Genomic DNA, 17,302 nt, shown 5'->3' on the forward strand with positions numbered 1-17,302 from the left:
AGGTTCAGGTGTCTGCAACGTCTGCATCGAACGAGAGAATCGTTGAGGCTCTGCGCGCGTCGCTGAAGGAGACGGAGCGACTGCGCGAGCAGAACCGCCAGCTCTCCGGCGCGGGCCACGAGCCGATCGCGATTGTGGGGATGGCCTGCCGGTATCCGGGCGGGGTCACGTCGCCCGAGGAGCTGTGGGCGCTGCTCGCGGCGGGCGGCGACGGGGTGTCGTCGTTCCCCCTGGACCGTGGCTGGGACGTCGAGGGGATCTACGACCCCGACCCGGACGCGGTCGGCAGGACGTACTCCCGGCACGGCGGTTTCCTGGACCGTGCCGCGGACTTCGACCCCGGCTTCTTCGGGATCAGCCCGCGTGAAGCGGTGGCCATGGACCCGCAGCACCGGCTGCTGCTGGAGTCGTCGTGGGAGGCGTTCGAGCGCGCGGGCATCGACCCGGCCTCGGTGCGCGGCAGCGCGACCGGTGTTTTCGCGGGGGTCATGTACGGCGACTACAGCGACGTCCTCGAACACGCCGCCGATGACGTCGAAGGCTTCCTGGGCGTCGGCGGCAGCCTCGCCTCCGGGCGGGTCTCGTACGCCTTCGGGCTGGAGGGCCCGGCCGTCACCGTCGACACGGCCTGCTCGTCGTCCCTGGTCACCGTGCACCTGGCGGCTCAGGCGCTGCGCACCGGCGAGTGCTCGCTCGCGCTCGCCGGCGGCGTCACCGTCATGGCCACCCCCGACACCTTTGTCGACTTCAGCCGCCAGCGCGGCCTCGCCCCCGACGGCCGCTGCAAGCCCTTCGCCGAGGCCGCGGACGGCACCGGCTGGGGCGAGGGCGTCGGCATGCTGCTGCTGGAGAAGCTCAGCGACGCCAAGCGCAACGGCCACCGCGTACTCGCGCTCGTGCGCGGCAGCGCCGTCAACCAGGACGGCGCGAGCAACGGACTGACGGCCCCCAACGGCCCCTCGCAGCAGCGCGTCATCCGCCAGGCCCTGGCCGGCGCCCGGCTCTCGGCCGACCAGGTCGACGCCGTCGAGGCGCACGGCACCGGCACCAAGCTCGGCGACCCGATCGAGGCCCAGGCGCTGCTGGCGACGTACGGGCAGGACCGCCCGGAGGGCCGGCCGATGTGGCTGGGTTCGGTGAAGTCGAACCTCGGTCACACGCAGGCTGCCGCCGGTGTTGCGGGCATCATCAAGATGGTGCTGGCGATGCAGCACGAGGAACTGCCGCGCACGCTGGGCGTCGACGCTCCCAGTTCGCATGTCGACTGGAGTGCCGGTGACGTCGAGCTGCTGACCGAGGCCCAGCCGTGGCCGGCCGGGGAGCGGACTCGCCGCGCGGGCATCTCGTCCTTCGGCATCAGCGGAACGAACGCCCACGTCATCGTGGAAGAAGCCCCCGCAGAGGCGCAGGCCGAGGAAGCCGCTCCCGTCGCCGAGCTGCCGGTGGTGCCGTGGACGCTGTCCGGCAGGACGCCGGAGGCCGTCCAGGCCCAGGCCGCCCGCCTGCGGGATCACCTGCTCGCCGACGCCGAGCACGGATTCGACCCGGCCGCTGTCGGATACTCCCTGGCCACGACCCGTGCGGTGTTCTCCCACCGGGCGGGCGTCGTCGCCGCCGACCGCGACGGTCTGATCGCCGGACTGACGGCGCTGGCCGAGGGCGGCAATGCCCCCGGCCTCGTACAGGGCTCCGCTCACGGAGGCCGCACGGCGTTCCTCTTCACCGGGCAGGGCAGCCAGCGGGCCGGTATGGGACGCGAGCTCTACGCCGCCTTCCCGGTGTTCGCGGAGGCGCTGGACGCGGTGTGTACGGCGCTCGACGCGCACCTTGAACTGCCGCTCAAGGACGTTCTGTTTGCCGAGGCGAACAGCCGGCTGAACGAGACGGGCTTTACGCAGCCGGCTCTGTTCGCGCTGGAGGTCGCACTCTTCCGGCTGCTGGAGTCCTTCGGGGTCCGGCCGCAGGTGCTGGCAGGTCACTCCATCGGTGAGCTCGCGGCAGCGCATGTGGCCGGTGTCTGGTCGCTGGAGGATGCGGCGCTGCTGGTTGCGGCTCGTGGCCGGCTGATGCAGCAACTTCCCGCCGGTGGTGCGATGGCGGCGATCCAGGCCACCGAGGCCGAAGTCCTGCCGCAGCTCACCGAGAAGGTGGGGATCGCGGCCGTCAACGGGCCCACCTCCATCGTCGTCTCCGGTGACGAAGACGCCGTGGCAGCCGTGATCGCGCACTTCGACGGCATCGGACGGAAGACCAAGCGCCTCACCGTCAGCCACGCCTTCCACTCCCTCCACATGGAGCCGATGCTCGAAGAGTTCGGCACCATCGCCGCAGGGCTCACCTACACCGCACCGTCCATCCCGATCGTCTCGACGCTCACCGGACACGCAGCCACCACCGAGGAGCTGACCGACCCCGCCTACTGGGTCCGCCACGTCCGCGAAGCCGTCCGCTTCGCCGACGCCGTCACCACCCTCCAGGACCAAGGCGTCACGAAGTTCCTGGAGCTCGGCCCCGACGCCGTTCTCACCGCGATGGCCGCCGAATCCGCCACCGACACCACCACCCTCATCCCCGCCCTCCGCCGCGACCACAACGAGGCCCAGCTCCTCACCGAGGCACTCGTCCGCCTCCATGCCCACGGCGGCACCGTCTCCTGGCCGGCCTTCTTCGGCGCCGGGCACACTCCCGTCGACCTCCCCACCTACGCCTTCGAGCACCGGCAGTACTGGCCGCGCACGGTGGCGTCGACCGGTGACGCGACCGGGCTGGGGCTGCGTTCCGGCGGTCACCCGTTCCTCAGCGGTGCGATCGCGCTGCCGGACACGGACAGCGTGCTGTTCACCGGGCGGCTCTCGCTCAACACCCACCCCTGGCTGGCCGATCACGCCGTCTCCGGCACGGTCATCGTCCCGGGAGCCGCTCTCGTCGAGATCGCCGTGCGGGCGGGCGACGAGGTCGGGTGCGGCACCGTCGAGGAGCTGACGCTCCAGGCGCCGCTGGTGCTGGGCGAGCAGGGTGCCGTTCAGCTGCGCGTGCAGGCGGGGGAGGCCGACGCGGGCGGGCTGCGGCCCGTCACGGTCTTCTCGCGGCCCGAGGACGCGCCCGACGACGCTCCCTGGACCTGCCACGCCGACGGCCTGCTGACGGCGTCGGTGCTGGCTCCCGACCCGGAGTTCGACTTCGCGCAGTGGCCGCCGGCCGGCGCGAGCGCGATCGACACCGGTCACCTCTACGACGACCTGGCGGCGTCGGGCCTGGAGTACGGCCCGCTCTTCCAGGGTCTGCGGGCCGCCTGGCGGCACGGGGACGACGTCTTCGCCGAGGTGTCGCTGCCCGAGGACGCCGGCGCGGACACCGAGGCGTTCGGACTGCACCCGGCGCTGCTGGACGCGACGCTGCACGCGATCAGCCTCGGCGACTTCGTCGAGGACGGCAGCGCGCCGCAGCTCCCCTTCGCCTGGTCGGACGTCGCCCTGTACGCGGCCGGTGCGAGTGTGCTGCGGATCAGGGTGTCACCCGCGGCCTCCGGCAGCGGTGTGGCAATCCAGCTGGCCGACGCCGCCGGAGCACCGGTCGCGTCCGTGGGCTCGCTCGTGCTGCGCGCCCTCGCGGTGGATCAGCTGACGGCGACCGCCGGCGGCTCCGCCCACCACGAGTCGCTGTTCCGGATCGACTGGACTCCGCTCCAGGTCGCCGACGAGGCCAGCCCCGGCGGCAGTTGGACGCTGATCGGCGCCGACACGTTCGGCCTGGCCGACGCGCTCACCGCGGCGGGGGAGACCCTGACGGAAGCGACGGCCGAGGCCGAGCTGACCCTCGCGCAGTTCACCACCGCCGGTTCCGCGTCCATCAGCACCACCGTGCACCGTGCTCTGGCGCTGCTCCAGGAGTGGCTGGACGCCGATCAGCTGCCCGGCGCGCGGCTGGTGCTCGTCACCAGCGGTGCTCTGGCCGCCGCTCCCGGCGACGCCGTCGCCGACCCCGGTGCGGCCGCGGTGTGGGGCCTGGCGCGGTCCGCGCAGTCCGAGTACCCGGACCGGATCGTGCTCGTGGACCTCGACGGCACTCCGGCGTCGGCCGCGGCCCTGGTCCCGGCGATTGCCGCCGCGATCGCCGCGGACGAGCCCCAGCTGGCGCTGCGCGGCGGGCAGGCGCACACCGCGCGCCTGCTCCGCAGCTCGCCGGCCGACACTCTGACGACTCCTCCGGCCCATCCCGACACGGCCCCCTGGCGGCTGGACTTCACCGCCAGCGGGACCCTCGACAGCATCTACGTCGCCGACTTCCCCGAGGCGGCCGAGCCGCTCGCCGAAGGCCAGATCCGGGTCGCGATCCGCGCCGCGGGCCTGAACTTCCGCGATGTGATGAACGTGCTCGGCATGTACCCGGGCGACGCGGGCCGGCTCGGTCTCGAGGCGGCCGGTGTGGTCGTGGAAACCGGCCCCGGCGTCAGCGGGTTCGCGCCCGGCGACCGCGTGATGGGTCTGTTCTCGGGTGCGTTCGGGCCGCTCGCGGTCGTCGACCACCGGCTCGTCGCGCCGATGCCGATCGGCTGGACCTTCGCCGAGGCGGCCGCCGCACCGGTGGTCTACCTGACGGCGTACTACGCGCTCAACGATCTGGCCGGGCTGAAGTCCGGCGAGAGGATCCTCATCCACGCCGCCGCCGGCGGTGTCGGTATCGCCGCGGTGCAGCTCGCCCGCCACCTGGGCGCCGAGGTGTACGGCACGGCCGGCACCGGCAAGTGGGGGACGCTGCGCGGCCTCGGTCTGACCGACGACCGGATCGCGTCCTCCCGCACCCTGGACTTCGAGCCGAGCTTCCTCGGCGCGACCGGCGGCCGCGGCATGGACGTCGTCCTGGACTCCCTCGCCCGCGAGTTCGTGGACGCGTCGCTGCGGCTGCTGCCGCGTGGCGGGCGGTTCGTCGAGATGGGCAAGACGGACATCCGGGACGCGGACACGGTCGCCGCCGACCACCCGGGCGTCGCGTACCGGGCGTTCGACGTCATGGACGCGGGTCCCGAGCGGATCCAGGAGATGTACGCCGCTCTCCTGGAACTCTTCAACAGCGGCGCGCTGCTCCCTCTGCCCGTCACCGCCTGGGACGTACGGCAGGCGCCCGAGGCGTTCCGCCACATCGGGCAGGCCCGCCACACCGGCAAGCTGGTCCTGACGGTGCCCGCGCCGCTCGCCCCCGAGGGCACGGTGCTGATCACCGGCGCCACCGGCGCGCTCGGCGGGCTGCTGGCCCGCCACCTGGTCACCGAGTACGGCGTACGCCACCTGCTGCTCACCAGTCGGCGCGGTCTCAAGGCGCCCGGGGCCACCGAACTCGCCGCTGAACTCCAAGAGTTGGGCGCGAGCGTCACGTTCGCCGCCTGCGACGCCGCGGACCGTGAGGCGCTGGCTGCCACGCTCGCCGCGATACCGGCGGCGCACCCCCTGACGGCCGTGCTGCACGCGGCGGGCCTGCTCGACGACGGCATCCTCGCGTCGCTGACCCCCGAGCGCGTCGACCGGGTCTTCGGCCCGAAGGCCGACGCCGCCCGTCACCTGCACGAGCTGACCCGCGGCCTGGACCTCGCCGCGTTCGTGCTGTTCTCCTCGGCGGCCGGCACGTTCGGCAACCCCGGCCAGGGCAACTACGCGGCCGCCAACGCCTACCTGGACGCGCTCGCCGCGCACCGGCGCGGCGCGGGCCTGCCCGCGCTGTCGCTGGGCTGGGGCGCCTGGGCATCCGAGGGCGGCGGCATGGCCGACGTCCTGGAGGCGGTCGACCGCGAGCGGCTGGCGCGCTCCGGGGCGGCGGCGCTCAGCAGCGCCGAGGGCCTGGCGCTGTACGACACGGCCGTCGGCCTCGCCGCGCACGCCCTCGTCCCGATGCACCTGGAACTGCCGGCGACCGCGGCGCCCGACGAAGTGCCGCCGCTGCTGCGGGCGTTGGTACGGGCTCCGGCCCGCCGTACCGCCCGTGCCGCCACCGCCGGGGCCGCGCTGGAGCTCGGTCCGCGGCTGGCCGCGATGACCCTCGCCGAGCAGGAGGAGTTCCTGCTCGACCTGGTGCGCAGCAACGTCGCGGCCGTTCTCGGCCACTCCGGCGCCGAGGCCATCGACCCGTCCCGGGCGTTCAAGGACCTCGGGTTCGACTCGCTGACGGGTGTGGAGTTCCGTAACCGGCTCGGGTCCGCGGCCGGTCTGCGGCTGCCCGCCACCCTCGTCTTCGACTACCCGGCGCCGGACGTGCTGGCCACGTTCCTGCGCACGGAGCTCGTCGGCGAGCTGGCGGCGAGCGGTGCGGGACCGGTGGCGAGCACGACGGTCTCCGGTGACGAGCCCATCGCGATCGTCGGCATGGGCTGCCGGTTCCCCGGCGGGGTGCGCTCCCCGGAGGACCTGTGGCAGCTGCTCGCCACCCGCACCGACGCGATGGCCGGGCTGCCCGACGACCGCGGCTGGGACGTCGAGTCGCTCTACGACCCCACGGGCGAACGCCCCGGCACCACGTACACCGACCAGGGCGCGTTCCTGTACGACGCCACCGACTTCGACGCCCCCTTCTTCGGCATCAGCCCGCGTGAGGCCCTCGCCATGGACCCGCAGCAGCGGCTGCTGCTGGAGACCTCGTGGGAGGCGCTGGAGCGGGCCGGGATCGACCCGGCCACGCTGCGCGGCAGCTCGACCGGTGTCTTCGCCGGTGTGATCTACCACGACTACGGCACCCGGCTCGGCGAACTGCCCGAGGGCGTCGACGGCTTCCTCGGGACCGGGACGTCCGCCGGGGTGCTGTCGGGGCGCGTCTCGTACGTGCTGGGGCTGGAGGGGCCGGCGATCACCGTCGACACGGCCTGCTCCTCGTCCCTGGTCGCCCTGCACCTGGCGATCCAGGCCCTGCAGCGCGGCGAGTGCACGCTGGCGCTGGCCGGCGGTGTCACCGTCATGGCCACCCCGGACACGTTCGTCGACTTCAGCCGCCAGCGGGGACTGGCCGCCGACGGCCGCTGCAAGGCGTTCGCGTCCACGGCGGACGGCACCGGCTGGGCCGAGGGCGTCGGCATGATCCTCGTCGAGCGGCTCTCCGACGCGCAGCGCAACGGGCACGAGATCCTCGCTGTGGTCCGCGCCAGCGCCCTGAACCAGGACGGCGCCAGCAACGGGCTCACCGCACCCAACGGCCCCTCCCAGCAGCGGGTCATCCGGCAGGCGCTGGCGAGCGCGGGACTGGCCGCCGCCGACATCGACGCGGTCGAGGCGCACGGCACCGGCACCCGGCTCGGCGACCCGATCGAGGCGCAGGCGCTCATCGCGACCTACGGCCAGGACCGGGCCGCCGACCAGCCGCTGTGGCTCGGCTCCGTCAAGTCCAACCTCGGGCACACCCAGGCCGCCGCGGGTATCGCGGGCGTCATCAAGATGGTCACCGCGCTCGGTCACGAGGAACTGCCGGCGACGCTGCACGTCGGCGAGCCCAGCCCGCACATCGACTGGTCCGCGGGGAACGTGGAGCTGCTCACCGAGGCGCGGCCGTGGCCGCGCGGCGGGTCCGGCGCCCGCCGGGCGGGCGTCTCCGCCTTCGGGTTCAGCGGCACCAACGCGCACGTCATCCTGGAGGAGGCGCCGGCGGTCGAGCCGGTCGCCGCCATCGAGGAGCCGGACGCCCTCGCGCCGTTCACCGCCACCGACACCGCGCCCGTGCCGTGGCTGCTCACCGGCCGCAGCGAGATGGCGCTGCGCGCCCAGGCCCGCAAGCTGCACGCCCACCTGGCGGGCACGCCCGAGCTCGGTGCCACCGCGCTCGGCAGCATCGGGCACGCGCTGGCCACCACCCGCACGCCCTTCGAGCACCGCGCGGTGCTCGTGGGCGCGGACGGTCCGACGCTGATCCAGACCCTCAAGGACATCGCCGACGGCGTTCCCGCCGCCGGCGTCGAGGAGGGCCTCGCGGGCGCCCCCGGTAAGACGGTCTTCGTCTTCCCCGGCCAGGGCTCGCAGTGGATCGGCATGGCCGCCGAACTCCTGGAGACCTCCCCGGTGTTCAGGGCCCGCCTGGAGGCCTGCGCGGCCGCTGCCGACGAGTTCACCGACTGGTCGCTGCTGGACGTGCTCCGCGGTGTCGAGGGCGCCGCGTCCCTGGAGCGCGTCGACGTGGTCCAGCCCGCCCTGTGGGCGGTCATGGTCTCGCTCGCCGCCGTCTGGGAGTCGCTCGGCATCCGGCCGTCCGCCGTCGTCGGGCACTCGCAGGGCGAGATCGCCGCCGCGTGCGTGGCGGGGGCGCTCACCCTCCAGGACGCCGCCCGCGTCGTCACCCTGCGCAGCCTCGCGCTCGTCGGTCTCGCCGGCACCGGCGGCATGGTCTCCCTGCCGCTGCCCGCCGCCGAGGTCGAGGAGCTGCTGACCGCCTGGCCCGGCCAGATCTCGGTGGCCGCGAACAACGGCCCCTCCTCCACCGTCGTCTCCGGCGACCCCGGCGCGCTCGACGAACTGCTCGCCACCTGCGAGCGGCGCACCATCAGGGCCCGCCGCATCGACGTCGACTACGCCTCGCACTCCTCCCACGTGGAGTCGCTGCGCGAGGAGCTGGAGGACGTGCTCGCCCCCGTCCGGCCGCAGGTGGGACGTGTCCCGCTGTACTCCACGCTGGAGGACCGGCTGATCGACGGCAGCGAGATGGACGCCACGTACTGGCACCGCAACCTGCGGCACACCGTCAAGTTCGAGCCGGCCGTACGGGCGCTCGCGCTCACCGGCCACACGGTGTTCGTCGAGTGCAGCCCGCACCCGGTGCTCACCGTCGGCGTCCAGGACACCGTGGCCGCCGCCGGGGCCGACGACGTCGTCGTCACCGGCACGCTGCGCCGCGACGACGGCGGCGCCGGCCGCGTCCTGACCTCCCTCGGGCGGCTGGTCGCGCACGGCGGACGCCCGGACTGGTCGGCGGTCTTCGCCGGCCGCACGCTGGAGCGCACCGGTCTGCCGACGTACGCCTTCCAGGGCGAGCGCTACTGGCTGGAGGCCGTCTCCGGGTCCGTGGACCCGGCCGGGCTCGGCCAGACGCCCGCAGGACACCCGCTGCTCGGCGCGGCCGTGGCGCTGCCCGACCGCGACGGCTATCTGCTCACCGGCCGGCTCTCCCTCAAGTCCCAGCCCTGGCTGGGCGATCACGCGGTCGGCGGGGTGGTCTTCGTCCCCGGGACGGCGCTGCTGGAGCTCGCCGTACGGGCCGGTGACGAGGCCGACTGCGGCACGCTGGCCGAACTGACCCTGGAGGCGCCGCTCGTCCTGCCGGAGCGCGGCGAGACGCAGCTGCGGGTCCTGGTCGACGAGCCCGCCGCCGACGGGCACCGCCCGGTCGCGGTCTTCTCCCGGCCCGAGGACAGCGACGAGGACACCCCGTGGACCCGGCACGCGAGCGGACTGCTGACCGCGGACACCCCGGCCCCGGGACCCGACCTCACCCAGTGGCCGCCGGCCGGCGCCGAGGCGCTGACGACGGAGAGCCTGTACGCGGACCTGGGCGCCGTCGGCCTGGACTACGGGCCGGTCTTCCGCGGACTGCAGGCGGCCTGGCGGCGTGACGGCGAGCTCTTCGCCGAGGTCGAGCTGCCCACCGAGGCGGTCTCCGCGGCCGCCGACTACGCCCTGCACCCGGCGCTGCTGGACGCCGCCCTGCACGCCATCGCGCTCGGCGGATTCTTGGACAGCGAGGAAGGGGAGGGGCCCTGGCTGCCGTTCGCCTGGTCGGGTGTCGCGCTGCACAGCGTCGGCGCCTCCGCCCTGCGGGTCCGGATCGCCGCGGCGCCCGGCAGCGGCGCCGTCACCCTGAACGTCGCCGATGCCACCGGGGCACCGGTCGCCGCCGTCGACTCCCTGCTGCTGCGCCGCCTCCCCCTGGAGGCGCTCGCCCAGCTCGGCTCGGCCGGCTCCGACCCGCACCGCGACTCGCTGTTCCGCGTCGAGTGGACCGCCGTCACGGCCCCGGGCGACCAGCCGCCGGCGCCCACGGACTGGGCGGTGTTCGGCGACGACCCGCTCTTCCCCGGCCTGCCGGAGATCTTCAGCACCGATGAGCTGGACGGTTCCATCGGTACCGTCCTGACGCCCGTGCACTGGCAGAGCGGCACCGAGGACACCGTCATGCAGGCGCTCGGCGATCTGCAGGTGTGGCTCGCCGACCCGCGCACCGACGGCACCACGCTGGTCGTCGTCACCCGTGGCGCGGTCGCCGCCGAGGCCGGCGAGGACATCGCCGACCTCGCGCAGTCCGCCGTCCACGGCCTGGTCCGCTCCGCGCAGTCCGAGAGCCCCGGCCGGATCGTCCTCGCGGACATCGGTACCGGCATCCCCTCCCGGACGCTGCTCGCGGCGGCGCTGGCCACCGGTGAGCCGGAGTTCGCGCTGCGCGACGGGAAGATCCTCGCCCCGCGGCTGGTCCGGGCCGAGGCCCGGGCCGACGCCCTGGCGCCGTGGCAGTCCGACGGCACCGTCCTGATCACCGGAGGTACCGGCGGTCTGGGCGCGCTCGTCGCCCGGCACCTGGTCGGCGAGCACGGCGTACGGCACCTGCTGCTCACCAGCAGGCGGGGCCTGGGCGCTCCGGGGGCGTCCGAACTCGTGGCCGAACTCTCCGAAGCGGGCGCCACCGTCACCGTCGCCGCCTGCGACGTCGCCGACCGCGACGCGGTCGCCGCGCTCCTCGCGTCCGTTCCGGAGGCGCGGCCGCTGCGCGGGGTGGTCCACGCGGCCGGTGTGCTCGACGACGCGACACTCGGCAAGCTCACCCCCGAGAAGCTGTTCGCGGTCCTCGCCCCCAAGGCCGAGGCGGCCCGCCACCTGCACGAGCTGACGGTCGCGGCCGGAACGGAACTGGACGCGTTCGTCCTGTTCTCCTCCTCCGCCGGGGTCTTCGGCAACGCGGGCCAGGCCAACTACGCGGCGGCCAACGCCTACCTCGACGCCCTCGCCGCCCACCGCAGGGCCGCGGCGCTGCCCGCCGTGTCCCTCGCCTGGGGCCTGTGGGCCGAGCCGAGCGGTATGACCGGACACCTGGAGAGCACGGACCTGGCGCGGCTGGCCCGCTCCGGCATCCGGCCGCTCAGCCCCGAGCAGGGCCTGGCCCTGTTCGACGCCGGAGTCGGCGGGACGGAGCCCGCTCTCGTCCCGATCGGCCTCAGCACCGCGGGCCTGCGGTCGCAGGCCGGCGACAGCCCGGTGGCGCCGCTGATGCGCTCCCTGGTCCGCGGCCCGTCCCGGCGCACCGCGCAGGGCGCGTCGGCCGCGGAGGACGGCGCCCAGGGCGACGCGCTGCGCAAGCGGCTCGCCGCACTGCCCACCGACGAGTGGGAGACCGTGCTGCTCGACCTGGTGCAGTCCTACGCGGCGGCGGTGCTCGGCTTCGCCGGCACCTCGGCGGTCGGCGCCACCCGCTCCTTCAAGGAGCTGGGCTTCGACTCGCTGACCGCCGTGGAATTCCGCAACCGGCTCGGCGCCGCCACCGGTGTCCGGCTGCCCGCCACCGCCGTCTTCGACCACCCGACCCCGCTGGCGCTGGCCCGGCTGCTCTACGGCGAGTTCGCCCCCGAGCAGACCGACCCGGCCGACGCCGTACTCGCCGAACTCGACCGCCTCGACGGCTATCTGCCGGAGGTGTCCCTCGACGACAGCGTCCACGCCGCCGTCACCGCCCGCCTGGAGGAACTGCTCTCCCGGTTCAGGAACCTGCGCGCCGGCGCGGGCGGCGACACCGGCGAGAACGTCAACGAACGACTGCAGGACGCCACGACCGACGAGGTCCTGGCCTTCATCACGGACGAACTCGGCATCGCCTGACGGCGCCCTGCACACCTTTGAGGAGAACTGATGGCGGACGAGAAGCAGCTGGTCGACACACTCAAGCGGGTCGCCGCTGACCTGCACGACGCCCGTCGGCGGCTGCGGGAGGCGGAGGACAAGGACCGCGAGCCGATCGCGATCATCGGTATGGCCTGCCGCTTCCCGGGCGGCGTCACCTCGCCCGAGGAGCTGTGGGAGCTGCTCGCGGCCGGCGAGGACGGTCTGACGCCGTTCCCCACCGACCGCGGCTGGAACCTCACCCAGTTCCAGGACAGCGAACGGGAGAAGGGCGGCGCGGCGGGCGACGGCGCGCCCGAGGGCGGCTTCCTCGCCGACGCCGCCGAGTTCGACGCCGAGTTCTTCGGGATCAGCCCCCGCGAGGCCCTCGCGATGGACCCGCAGCAGCGGGTGCTGCTGGAGACGTCGTGGGAGGCGCTGGAACGCGCGGGGATCGACCCGGTGGCACTGTCCGGCACCCGCACGGCGGTCTTCACCGGTGTCAGCAGCTCCGACTACCTGCGCGGGCTGCAGAAGATGCCCGCCGAGGTCGCCGGCCACATGATGACCGGTGTCGCGGGCAGCGTCCTGTCCGGCCGGGTCTCGTACGCGCTGGGCCTGGAGGGCCCGGCCGTCACCATCGACACCGCCTGCTCGTCCGCCCTGGTCGCCCTGCACCTCGCGGGCCAGGCGCTGCGGGCGGGGGAGTGCACGCTGGCACTGGCCGGCGGGGTGACGGTGATGGGCTCCGCCGGAACGTTCCTGGAGTTCAGCCGGGCGGACGGGCTGGCCGGCGACGGCCGCTGCAAGCCGTTCGCGGAGGCCGCCGACGGCACCGGCCTGTCGGAGGGCGTCGGCGTCCTGCTGCTGGAGAAGCTCAGCGACGCCCGGCGCAACGGGCACCGCGTGCTGGCCGTGGTCCGCGGCAGCGCCGTCAACCAGGACGGCGCCAGCAACGGGCTCACCGCGCCCAACGGGCCGTCCCAGCAGCGCGTCATCCGGCAGGCGCTGGCGAGCGCCCGGCTGTCCGCCGACCAGGTCGACGCGGTCGAGGCGCACGGCACCGGCACCAAGCTGGGCGACCCCATCGAGGCGCAGGCGCTCATCGCCGCCTACGGCCAGGAGCGCCCGCAGGACCAGCCGCTGTGGCTGGGCTCGATCAAGTCCAACCTCGGGCACACCCAGGGCGCGGCGGGTGTCGCCGGGATCATCAAGATGGTGCTCGCCCTGCACCACGAGGAGCTGCCGCGCACCCTGCACGTGGACGCGCCCAGCTCGCACGTCGACTGGTCGGCAGGCACCGTCCAGCTGCTGACCGAGGCCCGGCCGTGGCCGGCGGGGGAGCGGACCCGCCGTGCGGGTGTCTCGTCCTTCGGCATCAGTGGCACGAACGCCCACGTCATCGTGGAGGAGACCCCGGCCGAGGAGACGGCGGAGGAGCCCGCCGTCGCCGAACTGCCGGTGGTGCCGTGGCTGCTGTCCGCCCGCACCTCGGAGGCGCTGACCGCCCAGGCCGGGCGGCTGCACGCGTACCTGCGGGACGGCTCCGTGGCCGCCGACCCGTCCACGGTCGGCTCGGCCCTCGCCACGACGCGCTCCGCCTTCCCGTACCGGGCGGGCGTGGTGGCCGGTGGCCGGGAGGAACTGCTCACCGCGCTCGCGGCCCTCGCCGACGGCGGGAGCGCGCCGGGCGTCCTGCGCGACGGCCCCGGATCCGGCCGGCTCGGCTTCCTGTTCACCGGCCAGGGCAGCCAGCGGGCCGGCATGGGGCGGGAGCTCTACGCCGCGTTCCCGGTGTTCGCGGCGGCGCTCGACGAGGTGGCGGCGGCGTTCGACGCGCACCTGGACCGTCCGCTCAAGGACGTGCTGTTCGGGGACGACGGATCGCTGGACGCTACCGGCTACACCCAACCCGCGCTGTTCGCCCTGGAGGTGGCGCTGTTCCGGCAGGTCGCCGCGTGGGGCATCAAGCCGCAGGTGCTGGCCGGTCACTCCATCGGCGAGCTGGCCGCAGCGCAGGTGGCGGGGGTCTGGTCCCTGGAGGACGCGGCGCTGCTGGTCGCGGCTCGCGGCCGGCTGATGCAGCAACTGCCGTCCGGCGGTGCGATGGCGGCGATCCAGGCCACCGAGGCCGAGGTCCTGCCGCGCCTTACCGACCGGGTCGGGATCGCGGCCGTCAACGGGCCCACCTCCATCGTCGTCTCGGGCGACGAGGACGCGGTCCGGCAGGTCGTCACGTACTTCGACGAGCAGGGCCGCAAGACCAAGCGCCTCACCGTCAGCCACGCCTTCCACTCCGTCCACATGGAGCCGATGCTCGAGGAGTTCCGCGCCGTCGCGGCCGGGCTCACGTACCACGCGCCCTCGATCCCGATCGTGTCGACGCTCACCGGGCAGACCGCCACCACCGGAGAACTGACCGACCCCGCCTACTGGGTCCGGCACGTCCGTGAGGCCGTGCGCTTCGCCGACGCCGTGACGGCGCTGGAGGAGCGGGGCGTCAGCGCGTTCCTGGAACTGGGGCCCGACGCCGTGCTGAGCGCGATGGGCGCCGAGAGCGTGACAGACCCCGTCGCGTCGGTCCTGGTCCCCGCGCTGCGCCGGGACCGCGACGAGGCACAGACCCTGGTGGAGGCCGTCACCCGCCTGTACCTGCGCGGTATCGGCGTCGACTGGCGGGCGTTCTTCGCGGGCCGCGCCGCCGCCGGACTCGTGGACCTGCCGACGTACGCCTTCCAGCACCGCGGCTACTGGTTCACGTCCAACGCCCTGCCCAGTGGCGACGCCGCCGACTTCGGCCAGGACACGGCGGGACATCCGCTGCTCGGCGCGGCCGTGAGCATCCCCGAGTCGGACGGGCTGCTGTTCACCGGGCGGCTGTCCTTGGCCACCCACCCGTGGCTGGCCGACCACGCCGTCAACGGCACCGTGATCGTCCCCGGCACCGCGCTCGTCGAGATCGCCGTGCACGCCGGTGACCTGGCGGGCTGCGGCGCACTGGAGGAACTGACGCTCCACGCGCCGCTGGTCGTCCCCGCCGTGGGCGCCGTCCAGGTGCGGGTGCGGCTGGACGGCGGCGAGCAGCGTGCCGTGACGATCTTCTCCCGGCCGGAGGGCGCGCCGGAGGGCACGGCCTGGACGCGGCACGCCGACGGCACGCTCACCGAGCAGGCCCCCGCCGCCGGGTTCGACCTGGCGCAGTGGCCCCCGGCCGGCGCCGAGCCGGTCGCGGTGGACGACCTCTACGACGAGCTGGCCGGCCGCGGCCTGGAGTACGGCCCGGCCTTCCAGGGCCTGCGGGCCGCCTGGCTGCTCGGCGACGAGGTCTTCGCCGAGGTCGCGCTGCCCGAGCGGGAGGAGTCGCAGGCCGGGCTGTTCGGTCTGCACCCGGCCCTGCTGGACGCCGCGCTGCACGCGGTCGCGCTGGGCGGCCCCGGCCTGATGAGCGGCCCGGCCGACGCGGACGCGGGCGCCATGTGGCTGCCCTTCGCCTGGTCGGACGTCACCCTGCACGCCTCGGGCGCCACGGCGCTGCGGGTACGGCTCGCCCCGGCGGCCACCCCCGGCGGGGTCTCGGTGCGGGTCGCGGACGCCGAGGGCGGCGCGGTCGCGTCGATCGGCACGCTCACCCTGCGACCGGTGTCCGCAGCCCAGTTGGGCACCCCGGACACCTCGGACGACGCGCTGTTCACCGTCGAGTGGAAGCAGATCACCTCCGCTGCCACGGACTCCGGACCCGCGCCGACCGTTCTGACGGCACCGGCCGGGCGCTCTGCCGCCGACGCGGTCGCCTCCGTACTGACGGATCTTCAGGAGTGGCTGGCCGATGAGGCGAACGAGGACGGGCGGCTGCTCGTCCTGACCCGCGGCGCGGCGGCGGTGACCCCCGGCGAGGGGGTGACGGATCTGGGCCAGGCGGCGGTGACCGGTCTCGTCCGGGCCGCCCAGGCCGAGAACCCGGGCCGCATCGTCCTGCTGGACACCGACGCGGACGGGGTTCCGGAGGGCGTGCTCTCCGCCGCCGAATCCGAACTGGCACTCCGTGACGGTGTGTTGTGGGCGCCGCGGCTCGTCCGCGCCGGCACGTCGGAGGCGGAAGCCGAAGGTGCCCCCTGGCGCTCCGACGGCACCGTACTGATCACCGGTGGCACCGGCGGTCTGGGCGCGCTCGTCGCCCGGCACCTGGTCACCGCCCGGGGCGTACGGAACCTGCTGCTCGTCAGCCGGCGCGGCCCGGAGGCGCCCGGAGCGGACACCCTGGTCGCCGAACTGGAGGCGGCCGGCGCCGCGGTGACCGTCGCGGCCTGCGACGTCTCGAACCGCGACAGCCTCGCCGGACTGCTGGCGGGTGTCGTCCGGCTCAGCGCGGTCGTGCACACGGCCGGCATCGTGGACGACGGTGTCATCGGCAAGCTGACCCCGGCCCGTGTCGCATCCGTCCTCGGCCCGAAGGCCGACGCCGCCCGTCACCTGCACGAGCTGACGGCGGACCTGGAGCTGGACGCGTTCGTCCTGTTCTCCTCCGCGGCCGGCGTCTTCGGCGGCGCGGGACAGGGCAACTACGCGGCCGCCAACACCTATCTGGACGGCCTCGCCGCGCAGCGCCGGGCAGCGGGCCTGCCCGGCACGGCGCTCGCCTGGGGCCTGTGGGACCCGGCGACGGGCGGCATGGGGTCGGCCCTGACCGGGGCCGACGTCGAACGGATGGCGCGCGGCGGCATCCTCGCCCTCGGCCAGGAGCAGGGCCTCGCGCTGTTCGACACGGCGGTGGCCGCGGACCGGGCGCTCCTGGTGCCGGTCGGTCTGGACACCCGGGCCCTGGGCCGCGCCATGAGCGGTGACGTGCCCGGCATGTTCCGGTCGCTGGTGCGCGGGCCGGTACGGCGCGCGGCGGCGGCCGGCGGAGCGGCCGCGGCCGACGGCGGTCTCACCGCGCGGCTGGCGGCGCTGCCGGCCGGCGAACGGCCGCAGCTGGTGCTGGGGCTGGTCCGCAAGCAGGTCGCGGCCGTGCTCGGCTTCGCCGCCGACCAGCCCGTCGAGGCGGAGAAGCCGTTCAAGGACTTCGGCTTCGACTCGCTGACGGCCGTGGAGTTCCGCAACCGCCTCGTCGTCGAGACCGGGGTGCGGCTGCCGGCCACGCTCGTCTTCGACTACCCGACACCGCTGGAGCTGGCCGACCACCTCCTCCAGGCGCTGGCCCCCGCCGACGACGACCCCGCGCAGGCGCTGCTCGCGAGCCTGGAACAGCTCGAACCGCTGCTGAACACCGACGGGTTGGACAAGCTGACCCGCTCCAAGGTCACCGTGCGCCTCCAGGCGCTGATGTCCCGCTGGCACGACGCGGCAGCGCCCGCTCCGGCCGCCCAGGACGCGGCGGCGACCGTCGACGAAGCCTCGGACGACGAGCTGTTCGCGCTGCTGGACGGCGAGATCGGCTCCGACTGACCCGTCCCACCTGATCGCCCGCTCGCCCGATA

2 protein-coding genes are annotated in these 17,302 nt (G+C 74.6%); both read left to right on the forward strand.

The annotated features are described in order from the left end of the window. Nucleotides 1-8: 8 nt before the first annotated feature. On the forward strand, nt 9-11,825 hold the full coding sequence (locus G3I60_RS12155) for an SDR family NAD(P)-dependent oxidoreductase (protein ID WP_343240905.1): 11,817 nt from the start codon (nt 9-11) through the stop codon (nt 11,823-11,825). A gap of 30 nt (nt 11,826-11,855) precedes the next feature. Beyond that, nucleotides 11,856-17,270: a type I polyketide synthase gene (locus G3I60_RS12160; protein ID WP_164607114.1), complete on the forward strand. Its 5,415-nt coding sequence runs from the start codon at nt 11,856-11,858 to the stop codon at nt 17,268-17,270. Nucleotides 17,271-17,302: the final 32 nt, after the last annotated feature.

Origin of the sequence: Streptomyces sp. SID13666 (assembly GCF_010548325.1) — a bacterium.
GTDB classification, from domain to species: Bacteria; Actinomycetota; Actinomycetes; order Streptomycetales; family Streptomycetaceae; genus Actinacidiphila; species Actinacidiphila fildesensis.